Raw genomic sequence first — 17,664 nt, 5'->3', positions numbered from 1 at the left:
TAGGCGCCATGACGCCCTCTACGACGCGGTTGCGGCTGGTTCCGATGCGGCCGCGGGACCCGCACGAGCCCGGCCGGACCGCGTCGTCGCTGGAGCTGTTCTTCGACCTGGTGTTCGTGGTCGCGGTGAGTGTCGCCGCGGCCCAGCTCCACCACGCGCTGTCCGAGAAGCACATCGCCGACGGCGTGATGTCCTACGCGATGGTGTTCTTCGCGGTCTGGTGGGCGTGGATGAACTTCACCTGGTTCGCCACGTCCTTCGCGACCGACGACTGGTTGTACCGGGTGCTCACGATCGTGCAGATGAGCGGCGTCCTGGTCGTCGCCGCCGGGATCGAGCCGGTCTTCGCCGACCACGACTTCACCGTGGTGGTGTTCGGGTACGTCGTGATGCGGGTCGCGATGATCGCCCAATGGCTACGGGCATCCCGCTCGGCCGGGGAGAGCCGGCAGGTGACGCTCCGCTACGCCGGCGGGATCGCGATCGTGCAGGTGCTGTGGCTGACAACGCTGGTGATGTCCGAGACGATCGTGATCATCGCCTGGTGCGTGTTCGTGCTCGCCGAGCTGGCCGTGCCGCTGGTGGCGGAGCGGCGCTGGTCGACGCCGAGGCATCCGCACCACATCACCGAGCGGTACGGCCTGTTCACGCTCATCCTGCTCGGCGAGAGCCTGCTCGCCTCGGCGAACGCGATCTTCGACGCCGTCCATGAGCACGAGCACCTCGGCGAGCTGATCGCGCTCTCGGTGCTCATGCTGGTGGTCACCGCCGCGCTCTGGTGGATCTACTTCTGGCCGCCGCACCACACCGCGATCACGTCGTTCGCGCGCTCGATCCGCTACGGCTACGTGCACTACTTCGTGTTCGCCGCGGCCGGCGCGTTCTCGGCCGGGATCGAGGTGGAGATCGACAGCATCACCCACCACACCGAGCTGAGCGAGATCGCCGCGTCCTACACGGTGACGATCCCGATCGCGATCTTCGTCATCGGCATCTGGTGGATCGCTCTTCGCGACAACGCCGACCGCGTGGTCAACATCGTCGTACCGGTGGGCGCCGTACTGGTGCTGCTGGACCCGTTGATCCCGGTCCCGTTCGCGCTCACCGCGCTCTTCATGGCCCTGATCGTCGTGACGCTGGTCCTGCGACCACCGGTGGAGCGGTCAGCCTAGTTCGGCGAGGGCGGTGGCCACGCGGCCGTGAGCTGCCTCCAGGGCGGCTCGGGCGGCGGGGATGGGGGTGCCGGTCAGGAGGTGGATGAGGGCGGGTTTGAGCTCGCCGTCGGCTTCGGCCAGGGCCGCCTCGCAGGCGCCCTCGTCGGCGCCCGTCGCCTCTGCGAGGATGCGGAGCATCCGGCCGCGGAGCTTCTTGTTCGTCGCGACCAGGTCGACCATCAGGTTGGACCAGGTGCGCCCGAGCTTGATCATCAGCGTCGTCGAGAACGCGTTCAGGATCATCTTCTGCGCGGTGCCGGCCTTCAGCCGGGTCGAGCCCGCGATCACCTCGGGGCCGGTGTCCGCGGCGACCACGACATCGGCCAGCGGCGCCAGCGGGGCGTCCGGGTTGGACGTGACCAGCACGGTGGTCGCCCCGGCCGCGCGGGCGGCCTTCAGGGCGCCGGCGACGTACGGCGTGCTCCCGGAAGCAGCGAGGCCGACGACGAGGTCCTGACCGGTGACGGCGGCCGCGTCCCGGGCGCCGCCCTCCTCGGAGTCCTCGACGTTCTCGACCGCGCGGAGCAGCGCCTCCGTGCCGCCGGCGTGGTGGGCGACCACCAGTCCGTCCGGGACGTGGAACGTGGGCAGCAGTTCGGCGGCGTCCAGGGTCGCCAGGCGTCCCGACGTACCGGCGCCGAAGTAGTGCACCCGGCCGCCGCCCCGGACCGCCTCGACAGCGGCGTCCACGGCCTTCGTCAGCTCCGGGATCACCGCGCTGACGGCCCCGGCGACCAGGGCGTCCTCGTTGTTCAGCAATTGGAGGATTTCGGACGTGCCCACCGCATCGATGGCCAGCGTCCTCGGGTTGCGCTGCTCGGTCGGTGAGGTCACGGGATCGATGTTAGTTTTCTACTGAAGGATTTTCAATTCCGTTCATCGTTGACGGAAGTGATCGACCTCAGTCGGATCCTTTGAGCCGGTGCCCGCGGACCGCGCTGGCGGTCTCCTCGAGGGCCTTCCGGGCGTCCGGCAGCACCTGCTGTGCGACCCCGATGAACAGGCAGTCGATCACCGTCAGTTGCGCGATCCGGCTGGCCATCGCGCCCGAGCGGTACGTCGTCTCACGCGCGGCCGTGGTGAGCACGAGGTCCGCGGTCCGGGCCAGCGGCGAGCGCGGGAAGTTCGTCACCGCGACCGTGGTGGCGCCGTGCTTGGCCGCCTCCTCGAGGGCCTCGACGACCTCGACCGTGGTGCCGGTGTGCGAGATACCGATCGCGACGTCGCCCTCGCCGAGCAGCGCAGCACTCGTCAGCGCGATGTGCACGTCCGACCAGGCGAACGCGACCCGGCGGATCCGGTGCAGCTTCTGCTGCAGGTCAAGGGCGACGAACGCGCTCGCGGCGAAACCGTAGAGGTCGACCCGCGATGCGTTCACCACCGCGTCGACGACCTTGGCCAGCGCGTCCACGTCGACCTGCTGCGCGGTCTCGCGGACCGCCCGCTCGTCGGCGAACGCGACCTTGCTGACCACGTCGGCCAGCGAGTCACCCGGCTCGATGTCGCCGCCGACCTCCGGCCGGATGCTCTCCTGCGCCGATTGGGCCGCCAGTTGCAGGCGGAGCTGCGGATAGCCGGGGACGCCGATCTGCTTGCAGAACCGGATGACCGTGGTCTCCGAGGTGGATGCCACCTCGGCCAGTTCGGAGATCGTCATCGCCGCCACTCCGCCCGGGTCCGCGAGGACCGCGTTCGCAACCCGCTGCTCGGCCGGCGCCAGCGCGGGCATCACCGCGCGGACCCGGACCAGCAGCGGCCCCGTGGGTTCTGGAGAGGTTGTTGAATTCATGGCAGCCACGGTACGGCGACTATGCACGAGATGGGGTCACCGACGCGAAAGTCTCCAACCTGTTGCGGTAAATGATTCAGGCGTTCGTTCACCGTCGAGAAGAAGACCAGTCCCGCTCGTGATCTTCACACCGTCGACGTACACCCCGCGGCCTTGGTACAGCGGGTCGGACGTGTACCGCCAGCGGATCGTCTGCTCGCCGGCTGTGAGATCGGCGGTGACCTGGTGCCAGTGCCGGTCGCCGGAGCCGCTGATCGAGCCGTCGGTGTCGATCACCGACCCCCGGTCGCGGACCGAGAACGGAACCTTCGTCCAGGTCGTTCCGTCCGTGGACGTCTCCAGATACAGCAGGTCGGTGTCCTCGGTGTCGACGAACAGGTCGAACGCGAGCTTCGCACCTTCGGCCGGTACGGCGACCTTGACGTCGAGCGTGCTGGTCGCGTTGTCCGTCGTACCGGAGAACCAGGCGTCCTTGCCGTGCCGTGGGCCGACGCCGAGGGCGAGTGCCAGGCCCTGGGCGACCGCGCGGCGGGCCGGATTGTTGCTGCCCCAGTTGCGGCTCGGGTGCACGCGGTTGGTGAGCAGGATCGCGAACGAGCGGGAGTCGAAGTCGATCACGATCGACGTACCGGTGTAGCCGGTGTGGCCGGCAGTGCGCGGTCCGGACAGGCCGCCCATGTACCAGCGCTGGTTCAGCTCGAAGCCGAGGCCGTGGTCGTTGCCGGGGAAGCCCTGGTTGAAGTTCGTGATCATCGCGGTCACCGAGGATTCCTTGAGGATCCGGGCGCCGCGGTAGCTGCCGCCGTTCAGGAACGTCTGCGCCAGGACGGCCATGTCGTCGGCCGTACTGAAGACGCCCGCGTGGCCGGCGACACCGCCGAGGGACCAGGCGTTCTCGTCGTGCACCTCGCCCCACACCATGCCGCGCGGCGGCGAGGTCTGGTACTCCGTGGCGGCGATCCGCGGCTTCTTCTTCGGATCCGGGTTGTAGCCGGTGTCGCGCATCTGCAGCGGCTTGGTGATCCCGTCGGCGACCAGCTTGTCCAGCGTTTTCCCGGTCACCCGGTGGGCGAGCTCGCCGAGCGCGATCAGGTTCAGGTCGCTGTAGAGGTACGTCGTACCGGGTGCGTTCAGCAGCTTGGCGGTCAGCGCCATGTGCAGACGGGACTCCGGATCCGGCTGCGCGCTCCACAGCGGCAGCCAGGACGGAAATCCGCTCGTGTGCGTGAGTGCTTGCCGGACCGTGACCGTTTCCTTGCCGTTTTCCGCGAACTCCGGGATGTAGGTCGCGATCGGCGCGTCCAGGTCGACCTTGCCCTTCTCGACCAGTTGCAGCACGACGATCGACGTGAACAGCTTGGACACCGAGGCCATGTCGAAGATCGTGTCGGTGCGCATCGGAATCTGCTGGTCCGGCGGCAGCTCGGTGCCCTGCCCGTCGGCGTACTTCAGCGCCAGACCGGTCGCCGTCCGGGTGACGATCTGCCCGTCGTGGCCGAGCAGCGTGACGGCGCCGGCGTACAGCGGTTTCGTCGCACCGCTCGGCTGGGTCCAGGCGGCGACCTGGGCCAGCGCGGCGTCGATCGGCGCGGGGTCCAGGCCGGCCTTCGCCGGGGTCGCGTCACGCAGCAGCGTGGTCTTCGGCGCATAGCCGTCGTACGGCCGGTCGAACCGGCCGGAGTTGTTGCTGCCAGCAACAGCAGGGGAAGCCATTGTGAGTATCACCGCCGAAGCTATCGTGAGCGCGCCGAGCCGTCTCATCGGTGCGCGCCCTTGTACAGAAGGTCCTTCGCCCGCCGAGCAGTCCAGGCGTCGGTCTCGGACTTCCAGGCTGCCACGATCTGCTCGGCGGTCGCATCCGCCAAAAGCATGGTCCGGAACCGGTCCGATCCGGTGAGCAGGTCGATCCACCGGCCGGGTGGGGTCTCCGCCCGCCAGGTGAATTCGGGGTAGAGCTTACGGGCCTCGACGATCATGTGCGTCGCCGCGGTGATCGCCTCGACCCGGTGCGGGTCGGTGATCTGCACCTGGACGCCGCCGCACAGGACGTTCGCGTTCTTGCTGATCGTCGGGGTGAAGTACGCCTCGCGGAACGCGACGCCCGGGATGTTCTTGGTCTGCAGCGCCTGCGCCCACTTGTAGTCGACGTACGGCGCGCCGATCAGCTCGAACGGTCGCGTCGTACCGCGGCCCTCGGACATGTTGGTCGCCTCGAACAGGCACAGGCCCGGGTACAGCAGTGCGGTGTCCGGGGTGGGCATGTTCGGACTCGGCATCACCCAGGTGAGGCCGGTGTCGTCGTACAGCTGGTCGCGCTTCCAGTTCTTCGCCTCGATGACGGTGAGTTGTTGCAGGCGCCCACCGTTCGGTTCCAGCGGGAGGTACTCGGCGTTGAACATCCGGGCCAGCTCGCCGACGGTCATACCGTGCTGCTGGATGATCTCCTTCTTGCCGACACCGGACGTGTAGCCGGGTTTCAGCATCGGGCCGCGCGCGTACCCGCCGACCGGGTTCGGGCGGTCGAGAACAACGAAGCGGGCGCCGGTGCGGACCGCGGCCAGCATCGCCTCGAACATCGTCCAGATGTAGGTGTAGAACCGGGCGCCGACGTCCTGGATGTCGAAGACAACGGTTTCCACGCCGGACTGGGTGTAGAGCTGCACCAGCTTGTCGGCGTTCGCGCCGTACGCGTCGTACACCATGATCCCGGTGCGCGGGTCGACGTGGTCGCCCTCCGAACCGCCGGCCTGCGCGCTGCCGCGGAAACCGTGTTCTGGACCGAACACCGCGACGATGTTCACCTTGCCGGACGCGTGCATGGTGTCCACGACGTGCGTGAAGTCCGGCAGGATCCCGGTCGGGTTGCTGATCACGCCGACCTTCTGGCCGGACAACGCGCGCCAGTCGTCCTTCGCGAGCACCTCGGCGCCGGTCATCACCTTGCGGCTGGACACGGTCTGCCCAGCGTGGGCCTGGGGTACGTCGATCAGCGGGGCGGCGGCGACTGCACCGGCGCCGGCGAGCAAACTGCGTCGCTTCATGACAGGTCTCCTCAGGAACGGAACGAGAGATCGGCGATCGTCGGACGGTGGTCACTGGCGGCCTCGGCGACCGGGACCTCGGCTGGTACCTCGGCGCTTCGCACGGTCAGCCCCTTGCCGACGGTGACGAAGTCGATCCGCTTGTTCGCGGCGACGGCCGGATAGGTGTTCGGTCCGCCTGTCGTCTCATCGGCCGCCGTCCACGAGTCTGTCAGCCGCGTCCAGAGCCCGGCCAGCTCCGGCGCGTCGGCCTCGGCGTTGAAGTCACCGACCAGGACCTGCAGATCCTGCCGACGGTCCTGGGCCAGGATTTTGACGGTGTCGGCGACCTGCATCGTCCGCACGGTCGGATCGCCGCGGTAGTCCAGGTGGGTGGAGTAGACGTGCACCCGCCGCCCCCGGACGTCGACCTCCACCTCGAGGAATCCTGGCGCCGGAGCGGGCACCGGATTCGGATCCTGCGTCGAGAGTCGCGTGATCGGGTGGTTCTCGGTCCGCACCAACGGGAAGCGGGACAGCACGCCCACGCCGTACTGGCGTCGCGGCTGACCGGCCGCCAGCGGGTCGAGGTCGTAGATCGGCGCGAATGCCGGGTACATCCCGAGCTTCGCGGCGAGTTCGGCGATCGTGTCCAGCCACTGGCTGCGGTCGCCCCAATGGACGTCGACCTCCTGCAGTCCGACGATGTCCGCGTTCAAGGCTTTTATTGCCTGCGCGGTGCGGTCGAGGTCGAAAACGTTGTCCTCGCCGGCGCCCGCGTGGATGTTGTACGAGGCAACTGTCAGGCGGGTCACCCGCGGATCGAACGTGAGCCCCTGACCGAAGGGGTGCAGAACCGGCGCCGGGTCAGGGTTGTTCGGGTCCGGCTTGGCGGGAATTTCGACCGGCAGCTTGCCCGTCGGTGCGATCTCGCCGTACAGCACCTTGGCGAGTGCTTCCATCGACACCACGGTGCTTCCGTACGTGACCAGCGTGGTCGACGGAGCGTCGAAGTACGCGACGTCGTACGGGTCGCGGACCGGGACGACGATCACCGGGCGGCCGGTGGCGAGCAGGCCGTTGACGAGTTTCTGCTGTTTCGCCAGCTTGTCGGTGACCTCGGTGTCCCAGGCCTTGTTGGTCAGCACGATGGTCAGGTCCGCGGCGGCCGAGGCTGCCAGGGCGTCGGCGATCTTCGCGTCGGTCGGCGTGGTGCCGGTGTCCTTCACGGCCGTCGTCGCGCCCCGGTTCTGCAGGGCGGTCGCCAGGTTGGTGGGGCTATAGCCGGTGACGACGATCTTGCGCGGCGCGGGGGAGAGCGGGAGTAGATCGGCGTCGTTGCGCAGCAGCGTCGTACTGCGGTCCGCGATGCGCTGGGCCTCGGCGTAGTTGGCCGGCGTACCGACGATCTTGGCGATGCGGGACAGGTCGACGTACGGGCGGTCGACGAGACCGCCCTCGTACTTGAGCGCGAGGATGCGCGTGACGCTCTCGTCGACGCGGGCCTCGGAGATGCGGCCGCCGCGGACGGCGTCGAGGACCGAGTTGTACGCCAGTCCGGGATCGACCGGCATCAGCAGCTGGTCGACGCCCGCCTCGATCGCCCGGAGCGGGATCTCCGCGTCGCCGTACTTGTCCCGGACCCCCTTCATCCCCAGCGAGTCGGTGATCACCACGCCGTCGAACCGCAGCTGCTGCCGCAGGATCCCGGTCAGGATCGGCCGGCTCAACGTCGCCGGGTCGCCGGACGGGTCGAGCGCCGGTACGACGATGTGCGCGGTCATGATCGACTTGATGCCGGCCCGGATCGCGGCCTGGAACGGCGGCAGGTCGATCCGGGTCCACTCCTCGCGGGTGTGGTGGATCTCCGGGATCCCGACGTGGCTGTCGGTCTCGGTGTCGCCGTGGCCAGGGAAGTGCTTCGCGGTCGAGACGATCCGGCCGTCGCGCTGGTAGCCCTTCACCTGGGCGGCCACGATCTCGGCGGCCAGTGCAGGGTCGGAGGAGGCGGAGCGGACGCCGATCACCGGGTTCAGCGGGTTCACGTTGACGTCCGCGTCCGGCGCGAAGTCGGTGGTGATGCCGAGGGCCTTCAGCTCGCGACCGGCGATCGCGCCCGCTTCGCGCGCGAAGGCGGCCGAGCGGGTCGCGCCGAGCGCCATACCGCCGGGGAACTGCGTGGCGGGCGGTCCGACGCGGACGACCGAGCCGTACTCCTGGTCGGTGCTGATCTGCAGCGGGATGCCGGTGTTCGTCAGCGATGCTTTTTGCAGGCCGTTCGACAGGCCGGCGATTTGCTGCGGGTCCTTCGTCGAGTCGGTCCAGGTGAAGTAGATGACGCCGCCGAGGTTGAACTTGGCGACCACCTCGGCCGGCGTCGCAACGCCGTACAGGCTGGTGTTGCGGGCGTCAGCGGTGTCGGCCGCCGGCCCGTACGCGTAGCAGACGAACAGCTGGCCGACCTTCTGCTCCAGCGTCATCCGGCGCAGGGTGTCGCGGACCCAGCGATTGGTGTTCGCGCTTGCGGTCGTGGTGGCTGCGACCGTCGATCCTGCGACGGTGGCCGCCGCTAGGCCGAGAGTCTGGCGTCGGGTCAGTTCCATCGGTGTCACCAACTCAGTCCGGGCGGGCAGGGGCGAGCGCCAAAGTAATTGAATTACAGATACTCCCCCGCGACGCGAAAGTTACCCACGCGCGCACGGTGGGTCAAGAGTCGGTGACCGCCGGCCGACCTCCACGTCACGCGCCGCCCTCGTGAGCACCGCGTGGCCGGCTGGCGCCGCGACCGCGAGCACCGCGCCCGGCCAGGGCAGGTGCGTCACCACCAGACCGGGCGCCGACTTGACCGCCCCACCCCCGAGGGGCATCTCACGACGCAACCCCGACCCCCGAAGCCCCTGCCCAAGCGCCTTCCCCACCGCCTCCTTACCCGTCCACAACTGAAGAAACGCGACCAGCTCGTCGCCCTGCCGCCTCATCCACTCCAGTTCACGTGGGGCAAACCAACGGCCGGCAAGCGCCTCGAAGTCCCGCGCCCGAACCTCCTCGAGGTCGACCCCAACCGGCCCGCTGTACGCCGCAGCCACGGCAATCAGGTGCTGCGTGTAAGAGATGCTCACCGCCAACCCAGGGATGTGCGGCCGCCCGGCCTCGTCGTGGACCAGCATGGGCCGGTCAACGAGCGTCCCCGCGAGCTCAAGCAGGAGGTCGTGGGCCGCCGCTCCGCGCTCGACGCCAGCAGCTGCCAGCCACACGTAGACAGAACTTCCCACCAACCGAAGGTATCGCGCCGAGCCCGACGCGATGGTTCGGTACGGGGTGAAGGGAGGATGCTGAGCATGGGACTTTCGGACGAACTGAGACTCTTGGTGTCACTCACTGGCGCCGGGGAGGTCGACCTGGAGGATGAACATGCCCGGTTGGATCTCTATCGCCGGTCCGTTCAGTTGTCCGCCGCTCGCGAACATCTTCTCGCCGGTCTGAAGCTTGAGCCCGTCCAGAGTCTCGCCGCTGCCGTAGTGGTGGAAGCTTTTCCGTGTATTCCGCCGGCTGATCGCGTGGCGTGGGTGAGGAATCTGAAACCTGAGGTTCGGGACTTCCCCAGCAAACGCATCCGAGAATTGGAGATCCTGGAAGGAATAGCTGACGGAAACCCGAATGTGAGCAATCTGGATGTGGACGACTGGTCCGACTGGCTTCAGCGCCGTGTGATCGAAGCAGCAGACGACGCGGACATCCTGCAACAGCTCGCAGACGCGGGAAGGACAAAGGCCATCCGAGCGAGAGCCCGCGAACGACTAGGCCCCGCAGCGGGCTGAGTCTGGTGGCTGGCTGCTGTGTCGCGACCATCTGACTGGATCCCACGATGGGTTTGTCGACAAAGTGACGTGAGAACTGGTCCTCCCTGGTGGTGGGGAACTGGATCTGTAGGGCGTACCGGTATCGCTTTAGCTTCTAGGTATGACCACAGCGTGCGAGATCCCGACAGTCAGCGTCAGCCCGCTCCTGAGCAGGCAGTTCGTGCGGTTGTTGGTGATGGTGTTCGGGTCGGGCCTGAGCATGTATCTGCTGACCTCGGTGGTGCCGATGTACCTGGCAGCCAACGGGTCTGGGGGTGTTGGGGCGGGGCTGTCTACCGCGGCGATGATGTTTTCTGCGGTGGGTGTGGAGTTGGTCGTGCCGCGGATGTTGGCGCGGTGGGGGTATCAGGTTGTGTTGGGGCTGGGTCTGGTTCTGCTTGGGGCGCCTTCGCTCATGCTGTTGGCGTCGGCTTCGCTGCCGGTTGTGCTTGCTGTGTGCATCGTGCGTGGCGCGGGGCTGGCGATCCTGGTTGTCGGGGCCGTGGCGCTGGTTGCTGACCTCACCCCGCCGGCTCGTCGTGGTGAGGCGCTTGGGGTGTACGGCGTGGCGGTTGGGGTGCCTGCGGTGATCGGGCTGCCGCTCGGGGTTTACCTGATCGACGTGGTCGGGTTCGGTGCGTTGTTCGTGCTGGCGGCCGTCGCGTCGCTGGCGGGGCTCGTGATGCTGATCGGGTTGCCGGCGCGGATCGCTGTCGAAGAGCAGCACGTGAAGGTGCTTGGCGGCGTACGGCGGAGTGGGTTGTTGATGCCGACTCTCGTGTTCGCGGCGGTGACTGTTGCGGCGGGGATCAGCGTTACGTTTCTGCCGCTGGCTGTTGCTGGGGACAGGCAGTCGATGGTCGCGTCGGCCCTTCTGTTGCAGGCGATCGCGGCGCCGGCGGCGCGTTGGCTGGCTGGTCGGTACGCCGATCGTGTCGGGCCTGCGAAGCTGCTTGCGCCGGCGCTCGTGCTCGCCGCCGTCGGGGCCGGATCGCTCATCTTCCTGCCCAGCCCGATCGCGATCCTGATCGGCTCCACGTGCTTCGGGGCCGGCTTCGGCGCCGCGCAGAACCTGACGCTGACCCTGATGTACAACCGCGTCGACCGCTCCCGCTACGGCCAGGTCAGCGCTCTCTGGAACCTCGCGTACGACGGCGGCTGGGGACTCGGTGCACTGGCCTTCGGCGCGATCGTCGGCGGCACCGGCTACCCGGTCGCGTTCGCCCTGACCGCCGCAGTCGTCGCGCTGGCCGTCGTACCCGCAGTCAGAGCTTCCGCAGCCTGACCCAGCGGACGGCGTGGTCGGCGCCTTTGCGGAGGACCAGGGTGGCGCGGGAGCGGGTGGGGAGGATGTTCTCGCGCAGGTTCGGGCCGTTGATGCCGTCCCAGAGCGACTCCGCTTTCTTGATCGCTTCGTCGCGGCTGAGCTCGCCGTACCGGACGAAGTACGACTCGGGGTTGCGGAATGCTGTTTCCCAGAGCTTGAGGAAGCGGGCCACGTACCAGGAGCGGACGTCGTCGGCGGCCGCGTCGACGTACACCGAGAAGTCGAAGAAGTCGCTGACCGCCAGGCCGCTCTTGCCGTCGGCGTGCCGGGGCGCCGGCTGCAGGACGTTCAGGCCCTCGAGCAGGAGGATGTCGGGCTGCTCGACGGTCGTCCGTACGTCGTCCATCCGGTCGTAGTGCAGGTGGGAGTAGACCGGCGCCTCGACCGTGTCGATTCCGGATTTCACCTCGACCACGAAACGGAGCAGTGCCTTGCGGTCGTACGACTCCGGGAAGCCCTTGCGCTGCATCAGGCCGCGGCGCTCGAGCTCGGCGTTCGGCCAGAGGAAACCGTCGGTGGTGACCAGCGCGACCCGCGGGTGCTCGGGCCAGCGGGCCAGCAGTTCGCGCAGCAGTCGCGCGGTCGTGGACTTGCCGACGGCAACCGATCCGCCGATCCCGATCACGAACGGGGTGCGGGTCTCGGCCGGTTTGCCGAGGAAGCTCTCGGTGTCGGCGTGCAGCGCGCGGGCGTGCCGGACGTAGAGCGAGAGGATCCGCGACAGCGGCAGGTACACCTCGCGGACCTCGTCCATGTCGATCTCGTCACCGAGACCGCGCAACCGCTCGACCTCGTCCGCCGTCAGCGGGGAGACGGTGGTCTCGGCCAGTTGCGCCCAGGTGGCCCGGTCGAGCTCGGTGTAGGGAGTCACCTCCCGCGACGGCTGCAGCATGTGGCCCATTGTTCCCATCGGCGCCGGATGCACCCACATCGGGAGGGCGTGGCCTTGGTCTCAGAGTGTCCCAGAGTGTCTTCAGTGTGTCTCAGCTACGGTACGGTTTCGAAACTTTCGGTCACCAGGTGGTGACCGTCTGGTGTGTAAGTATCGCGCTCGATGACCGCCGATTCCGCCTGGCTGGGTACCCAGCGCCTGCCCGAGGTGACTGTGCATGCGTCGGGCGTGCTCGCGCAGACGATCCGGGCCGAGGTCCGGCAGACGCGCCGTTTCCGCACCGACGTGCAGATCGCAGTCTGCACGCTGACCCGGGTCCGGGAGACCGCTCTCTGGCAGGAGGTCGAGGCCGCCGTGCCCGAGCACGGGCTGGGCGTCGAGGGGTTCGTGGTGGTGCGACGGGGCAACGACCTGGTCGTCGCGGCCGAGGGCGGGCACGGCTTGTTGTACGGGTACTTCTACGTGCTGCGGTACTTCGAGTGGATGAGCGGCGACTTCACCGTCGTCGAGCAGCCCGCCGTACCGATCCGGATGCTGGACCACTGGGACGAACTCTCGGGCGTCGTACGGCGTGGATACTCGGGCGGATCGCTCTTTTTCCGTGATGGTGCGGTGGTGCCCGACCTGACCCGGGTCCGGGAGTACGCGCGGTTGCTGGCGTCGATCGGGATCAATGCGGTCGCGCTCGCTACCGCCGAGCTGCCCGATGTGGCCCGGTTGGCCGGCGTTTTCCGTGAGTACGGGATCGCGGTGAGCCTCGCGGTCGACTTCATCGACGACCCGCGCGACGAGCGGGTCGCGCGCTGGTGGGCCGCCACGGTCGCCCGGGTGTACGACGTCGTACCCGATCTCGGTGGGCTCGTGGTGCGGACGGCCGGTGATGCCGAGGGCGCGAACCTGCTGGCGCGGGCAGTGGCGCCGTACGGCGGAAGCGTTTTCTGGCGATGTTCCGGCGCGGAACCCGAACAGGACTGGCGGGACCGGCGGGCGGATCGGGCGCGGGCGGCGTACGACGCGTTCATCCCGCTGGACGGACGGTTCGAGGAAAACGTTGTCTTGCAGGTCAAACACGGGCCGCTGGACTTCCAGGTCCGGGAGCCGGTCTCGCCGCTGCTCGGGGAGTTCCAGGAAACCGTTTTCGGTGTCGAGCTGCAGGTCACGCAGGAGTACTCCGGCCAGCAGCAGGACCTCTGCTACCTGGGGCCTTGGTGGCGGGAGATCCTGCAGTTCGACACCACCGGTGGCGGTGGCGTGAACGTTGCCGACCGCATCGGTGCGATCGTTGCCGTGTCCAACGTCGGCGACGACCTCAACTGGACCGGGCACAAGCTTGCGCAGAGCAACCTCTACGCGTTCGGGCGGCTGGCGTGGGACCCGGCTGCGGATCCGGTCAGCCTGCTGCACGAGTGGGCGGCCGCGACGTTCGCGATGGACGACCGGACCCGGAGCGAGCTGGTGACCATCCTGTCGGGCTCGTGGCAGACGTACGAGCGGTACACCGCGCCGCTCGGGGTCGGGTTCATGGTGACGCCGGGGACGCACTACGGGCCGAGCGTGAACGGGTACGAGTACTCGGGCGCTGGGACGTACCACTTCGCGGATCGGTACGGCGTCGGCGTGGACCGGACGGTCAAGACGGGATCGGGGTTCACCGGGCAATATCCGGAGCCGCTCGCGAGTCTGTACGAGGACGTGTACACCTGCCCCGACGAGCTGCTGCTGTTCTTCCATCACGTGCCCTACGACCACGTGCTGCAGAGCGGGAGCACCGTGCTGCAGTACATCTACGACACGCACTTCCAGGGGTACGCCGAGGTAGAGGCGATGGTCGCGCGCTGGCGGGTGATCGCCGAGCGTTTCGAGCCGACCATCCGCGCGAACATCACGTCCCGCTTCGAGACCCAACTGTCCAACGCCCGCGAGTGGCGCGACCAGGTGAACACGTTCTTCTACCGGCTTTCCGGCGTACCGGACAGCCACGGGCGCACGATCCATAAGTAGGCGTCCCGTGAGTGACGCTAGTCTGGTTCGAAAGTTTCGGATCGGGAGGCGTTGTGGCCGAGCGGCCGACCATTGCGAAAATTGCGGAGCAGGCCGGGGTGTCGGTGCCGACCGTCTCCAAGGTGCTGAACGGGCGCGCGGACGTGGCGGCGGCGACCCGGGCGCGGATCGAGAGCCTGATCCAGGAGCACGGGTACCGGCGGCGGAGCTCGAGTACGGCGGCCGGCCCGATGATCGACCTGGTGTTCAACCAGCTCGGCGGCGAGTGGGCCATGGAGCTGATCCGCGGTGTCGAGGAGGTCGTCCGCGCCGAGGGCGTCGAACTCGTGCTGTCCGAGTGCGGCGGTGCGCTCCGGCCGCGGCAGGAGTGGATCGAGTCCGTGCTGAACCGGCGGCCGCTCGGCGTGATCATGGTGTTCTCGGACCTGGACACCGACCAGCGCGCACAACTGGAGGCGCGGCGGATCCCGTTCGTGGTCGTCGATCCGGTCGGCGACGTGGGGGACGACGTACCGTCGATCGGCTCCGCGAACTGGAACGGCGGCCGGCTGGCGACGACCCACCTGCGGACGCTCGGGCACGCCCGGATCGGGATGATCGGCGGTCCGATCGAGACGCTGTGCTCGCGGCAACGCGTCGACGGGTACACCGATGCGCTGCGTTCGGCGGGTATCGAGGTCGATCCGGCGCTGATCCGGTGGGCCGACTTCGAGGTCGCCGGCGCGCATCGCGAGGCGCTCGCCCTGCTCCGGCTTGCCGACCGACCCACGGCGATCTTCGCCGGGAGCGACATGCAGGCGTTGGGCGTCTACCAGGCTGCTCGTGAACTGGGGCTGGAGGTGCCGCGGGACCTTTCGGTCGTGGGGTACGACGACCTGCCGGTGGCGCAATGGGTGACTCCGACCCTCACCACCGTCCATCAGCCACTCCACCAGATGGCCGAGCTCGCGACCCGCGTCGTACTCGACCTCTCCCGAGGCCGCACCCCCACGGCCCTCCGCCTCGACCTGGCGGTAGACCTCCGAATCCGCCAGTCCACAGCTCCCCCTTCGCATTGAGGTTGGGGAGGATCTTGTGCCGATTCGGGCGGGAAATCCTCCCCAACCCGGAAGGTGTGGGGCGGAAGTGGGCGGTTAGGGTGAGGGACATGATCGTCGGCGTGGGTATTGATGTGGTCGACGTGGATCGGTTCATGCGGACGCTGGAGCGTACGCCGGGGTTGCGGGATCGGGTGTTCACGGCCGTGGAGGCGGTGAAGCCGCCGGCGTCGCTGGCGGCTCGGTTCGCGGCCAAGGAGGCGTTGGCGAAGGCGCTCGGGGCGCCGGCGGGAATGCACTGGCACGACGCCGAGGTGCAGACCGACGAGACCGGGCGGCCGTGGTTGGAGATCACCGGCACCGTGGCGGCGCAGGCGGCCAAGCTCGGCGTACAGAGTCTGCATCTGTCGTTGAGCCACGACGCCGGCATCGCCTCCGCCGTGGTTGTCCTGGAGGGCTGAGCATGCGCCGCTCGCGTCCCGTCGAGCCGTCGCCAGTTAGCGCGGCGGCACTTGTCGTGGAGGTTTGAGGATGCGTAGCGCGCACACGGTCGAGCAGGTTCGGGCGGCTGAGGCGGAGTTGATGGCGAGGCTTCCCGAGGGCACGCTGATGCAGCGTGCGGCGACCGGGCTGGCGGTTGCCATCAGCAACTTCCTCGGCGGCACGTACGGCGCCCGCGTGGTCCTCCTGATCGGCTCCGGCGACAACGGCGGCGACGCCCTGTACGCCGGCGCCCAACTGGCCCGCCGCGGCGCCCAGGTCACCGCCGTCCTCCTCTCGACCAAGACCCACCAAGCGGGCCTCGACGCCCTGAAAACAGCCGGCGGCCAAGCAATCCCCGCCGCCGCTTCCGCTGGTGTCTCGGGTGGTGTGGTCAGGGAGATCGCGGGTGCTGATGTTGTGGTGGACGGGATTGTCGGGATCGGTGGGCGGCCGGGACTGCGTCCTGAGGCGCTTGCTGTGGTGCAGGTTGCCGAGGAGTACGGCGTACCGATCGTGGCTGTTGACACGCCGTCCGGTGTCGACGTGGACACCGGTGAGACGCCCGAGCCGCACGTGAACGCAGCGTTCACCGTCACGTTCGGCACTCACAAGATCTGCCATTTCGTCGACCCCGCCGCCACCGCCTGCGGCCCGGTTCACCTCGTCGACATCGGCCTCGACCTCCCACCCGCGGAAGTGCAAGCGCTCCAGGCTGCGGACATCAAAGCGCTCTATCCCGTCCCGCGCGGCGAGTCCGACAAGTACTCCCGCGGCGTCGTCGGCCTGATGGTCGGCTCCACCCAGTACCCAGGCGCCGCGGTGATCGCCACCGCCGGCGCCCTGGCCGGCCCCGTCGGCATGGTCCGGTACATCGGTCCGGACGCGGTGGCGAGCGCGGTCCGCGAAGCCCACCCGGAGGTCGTCGGTGACGGCCGGGTGCAGGCGTGGACCATCGGCTCCGGACTCGGCGACGAGCTCGACATCCCCCGGATCCGTGAGCTGCTCGACGCCGAGGAGCCCGTTGTCCTGGACGCGGACGGTCTGAAGGCGCTCGACGACGCCGGTGACCACGTCGACGTACTGATCACACCGCATGCCGGCGAGCTCTCCCGACTGCTCGGTGTCGATCGCGCGACTGTCGAGGCCGAGCGGCTGAAGTACGCGCGCCTCGCGGCCGAGCGCTTCGACGTGACAGTCCTGCTCAAGGGCGCCACCACGGTCATTGCCAGCCCGGACGGTGAGGTTCGGGTGAACACGAACGCCACCCCATGGCTCGCGACCGCGGGCGCCGGCGACGTGCTCGCCGGCCTGTGCGGCGCCCTCCTCGCCGGCGGTCTGACGCCCCTCGACGCGGCGAGCGTCGGCGCGTACCTGCACGCCGCCGCAGCCAACCTCGCATCCGACGGCGCACCGATCACCGCCATCACCGTCGCCCAAGCCCTCCCCGAGGCCACCCGCCGGCTTCTCAGCTGAACCGGCCGGGAGTTGTCAGCGGAGTCCGATTCGTTGCAGCCAGTCGGTGACCTGGGGCCGGGCCTGCTGGACTTGTTCACCGCGTACGGCGAGGCCCTCGGCGATGGTGGCGCCGGGGCAGGACCGGGCGTAGTCGCGTTCGGTCGTGCCGAGGCCGCTCATCGCGTACGTGGTGAAGGGATGCACGGTCTTCCCGGCGAAGTCGAGCTTCTCGGTGAAGGTCGACATGATCATCGGGGCGCGCACGTTCCAGATCGGGCTGCCGAGCAGAACCACGTCGTACTGGTCGATCGCGGGCAGCTGCTTGGCGATTGCGGGACGTACGTCGGCGTTCTGCTCGCGGACGTTGCGGGCGACGGTGTCGTCGTACTTGTTCGAGTACGGCTCGGTGGCCTCGATCCGGTACACGTCGCAGGCGATGAGGTCGGCGATCATCGTCGCGACGACCTCGGTGTTGCCGACCTTCAGCCAGGTGCGGCCGCCGTTGTCGTAGTTCTCGCCCGGGCGGGAGAAGTACGCCACGAGCACCTTCGGCCCGGCAGCTCTCGTGGAAGGCTTCACCGCTGGCGATTCTCCTTCGTTGGATCGG

At 68.5% G+C, this 17,664-nt stretch carries 15 protein-coding genes; 7 read left to right on the top strand and 8 right to left on the bottom strand.

Features of this window, described 5'->3' with window-relative positions; genetic code table 11:
* Positions 1–8: 8 nt before the first annotated feature.
* Entirely contained in the window at positions 9–1,172 is a 1,164-nt protein-coding gene (locus E0H45_RS05270; protein WP_202872200.1) for a low temperature requirement protein A, read from the top strand.
* On the opposite strand, the gene murQ is transcribed toward E0H45_RS05270, so the two are convergent.
* The 6 genes from murQ to E0H45_RS05240 form a co-directional block, all read right to left on the bottom strand.
* Complete coding sequence (gene murQ, locus E0H45_RS05265) at positions 1,164–2,048, bottom strand: N-acetylmuramic acid 6-phosphate etherase (RefSeq protein ID WP_131335131.1); 885 nt, start codon at positions 2,046–2,048, stop codon at positions 1,164–1,166. The genes E0H45_RS05270 and murQ overlap by 9 nt on opposite strands.
* Positions 2,049–2,115: 67 nt before the next feature.
* Complete coding sequence (locus E0H45_RS05260) at positions 2,116–3,003, bottom strand: MurR/RpiR family transcriptional regulator (RefSeq protein WP_131335130.1); 888 nt, start codon at positions 3,001–3,003, stop codon at positions 2,116–2,118.
* Between the two features lie 36 nt (positions 3,004–3,039).
* Positions 3,040–4,716 (bottom strand): serine hydrolase domain-containing protein, encoded by a 1,677-nt coding sequence (locus E0H45_RS05255; protein WP_238154809.1) that lies wholly within the window; start codon positions 4,714–4,716, stop codon positions 3,040–3,042.
* Between the two features lie 44 nt (positions 4,717–4,760).
* The gene (locus E0H45_RS05250) at positions 4,761–6,044 is read right to left on the bottom strand and encodes an exo-beta-N-acetylmuramidase NamZ family protein (protein WP_131335128.1); all 1,284 of its coding nucleotides are present in this window, start codon (positions 6,042–6,044) and stop codon (positions 4,761–4,763) included.
* Positions 6,045–6,055: 11 nt separating this feature from the next.
* A complete protein-coding gene (locus E0H45_RS05245) occupies positions 6,056–8,626 on the bottom strand; it encodes a glycoside hydrolase family 3 N-terminal domain-containing protein (RefSeq protein ID WP_238154808.1) in 2,571 nt (856 codons plus the stop codon).
* 81 nt (positions 8,627–8,707) lie between these two features.
* Positions 8,708–9,295: a 4'-phosphopantetheinyl transferase family protein gene (locus tag E0H45_RS05240; protein ID WP_131335127.1), complete on the bottom strand. Its 588-nt coding sequence runs from the start codon at positions 9,293–9,295 to the stop codon at positions 8,708–8,710.
* Between the two features lie 66 nt (positions 9,296–9,361).
* Here E0H45_RS05240 and E0H45_RS05235 point away from each other — a divergent pair, with 66 nt between their 5' ends.
* A complete protein-coding gene (locus E0H45_RS05235) occupies positions 9,362–9,841 on the top strand; it encodes a hypothetical protein (protein WP_131335126.1) in 480 nt (159 codons plus the stop codon).
* A 142-nt stretch (positions 9,842–9,983) separates the two neighbouring features.
* The gene (locus tag E0H45_RS05230) at positions 9,984–11,147 is read left to right on the top strand and encodes an MFS transporter (protein WP_131335125.1); all 1,164 of its coding nucleotides are present in this window, start codon (positions 9,984–9,986) and stop codon (positions 11,145–11,147) included.
* Here the strand turns inward: E0H45_RS05230 and coaA are convergent.
* A complete protein-coding gene (gene coaA, locus E0H45_RS05225) occupies positions 11,128–12,081 on the bottom strand; it encodes a type I pantothenate kinase (protein WP_131335124.1) in 954 nt (317 codons plus the stop codon). The genes E0H45_RS05230 and coaA overlap by 20 nt on opposite strands.
* Positions 12,082–12,243: 162 nt before the next feature.
* On the opposite strand from coaA, the gene E0H45_RS05220 reads away from it, so the two are divergent.
* The 4 genes from E0H45_RS05220 (at position 12,244) to E0H45_RS05205 (ending at position 17,075) form a co-directional block, all read left to right on the top strand.
* Complete coding sequence (locus E0H45_RS05220) at positions 12,244–14,082, top strand: alpha-glucuronidase (RefSeq protein ID WP_131335123.1); 1,839 nt, start codon at positions 12,244–12,246, stop codon at positions 14,080–14,082.
* A 53-nt stretch (positions 14,083–14,135) separates the two neighbouring features.
* Positions 14,136–15,140 (top strand): LacI family DNA-binding transcriptional regulator, encoded by a 1,005-nt coding sequence (locus E0H45_RS05215; RefSeq protein WP_238154807.1) that lies wholly within the window; start codon positions 14,136–14,138, stop codon positions 15,138–15,140.
* Positions 15,141–15,229: 89 nt separating this feature from the next.
* Complete coding sequence (locus E0H45_RS05210; protein ID WP_130384581.1) at positions 15,230–15,580, top strand: holo-ACP synthase; 351 nt, start codon at positions 15,230–15,232, stop codon at positions 15,578–15,580.
* A gap of 70 nt (positions 15,581–15,650) precedes the next feature.
* Positions 15,651–17,075, top strand: a complete 1,425-nt coding sequence (locus E0H45_RS05205) for an NAD(P)H-hydrate dehydratase (protein WP_131335121.1) — start codon at positions 15,651–15,653, stop codon at positions 17,073–17,075.
* A gap of 15 nt (positions 17,076–17,090) precedes the next feature.
* Here the strand turns inward: E0H45_RS05205 and E0H45_RS05200 are convergent, their stop codons facing one another.
* Positions 17,091–17,636: a flavodoxin gene (locus tag E0H45_RS05200; protein WP_202872199.1), complete on the bottom strand. Its 546-nt coding sequence runs from the start codon at positions 17,634–17,636 to the stop codon at positions 17,091–17,093.
* Between the last annotated feature and the right edge of the window lie 28 nt (positions 17,637–17,664).

Origin of the sequence: Kribbella soli, from assembly GCF_004331345.1 — a bacterium.
Lineage (GTDB): Bacteria > Actinomycetota > Actinomycetes > Propionibacteriales > Kribbellaceae > Kribbella > Kribbella soli.
This window is presented reverse-complemented; position numbering and strand designations above follow the sequence as displayed.

Excerpts from the sequence above, each read along its gene's own strand:
- E0H45_RS05270 (WP_202872200.1), top strand. The coding sequence starts at position 9 with ATGACGCCCTCTACGACGCGGTTGCGGCTGGTTCCGATGCGGCCGCGG.
- E0H45_RS05260 (WP_131335130.1), bottom strand. The coding sequence starts at position 3,003 with ATGAATTCAACAACCTCTCCAGAACCCACGGGGCCGCTGCTGGTCCGG.
- E0H45_RS05255 (WP_238154809.1), bottom strand. The coding sequence starts at position 4,716 with ATGGCTTCCCCTGCTGTTGCTGGCAGCAACAACTCCGGCCGGTTCGAC.
- E0H45_RS05250 (WP_131335128.1), bottom strand. The coding sequence starts at position 6,044 with ATGAAGCGACGCAGTTTGCTCGCCGGCGCCGGTGCAGTCGCCGCCGCC.
- E0H45_RS05245 (WP_238154808.1), bottom strand. The coding sequence starts at position 8,626 with ATGGAACTGACCCGACGCCAGACTCTCGGCCTAGCGGCGGCCACCGTC.
- E0H45_RS05235 (WP_131335126.1), top strand. The coding sequence starts at position 9,362 with ATGGGACTTTCGGACGAACTGAGACTCTTGGTGTCACTCACTGGCGCC.
- E0H45_RS05230 (WP_131335125.1), top strand. The coding sequence starts at position 9,984 with ATGACCACAGCGTGCGAGATCCCGACAGTCAGCGTCAGCCCGCTCCTG.
- coaA (WP_131335124.1), bottom strand. The coding sequence starts at position 12,081 with ATGCTGCAGCCGTCGCGGGAGGTGACTCCCTACACCGAGCTCGACCGG.
- E0H45_RS05220 (WP_131335123.1), top strand. The coding sequence starts at position 12,244 with ATGACCGCCGATTCCGCCTGGCTGGGTACCCAGCGCCTGCCCGAGGTG.
- E0H45_RS05210 (WP_130384581.1), top strand. The coding sequence starts at position 15,230 with ATGATCGTCGGCGTGGGTATTGATGTGGTCGACGTGGATCGGTTCATG.
- E0H45_RS05205 (WP_131335121.1), top strand. The coding sequence starts at position 15,651 with ATGCGTAGCGCGCACACGGTCGAGCAGGTTCGGGCGGCTGAGGCGGAG.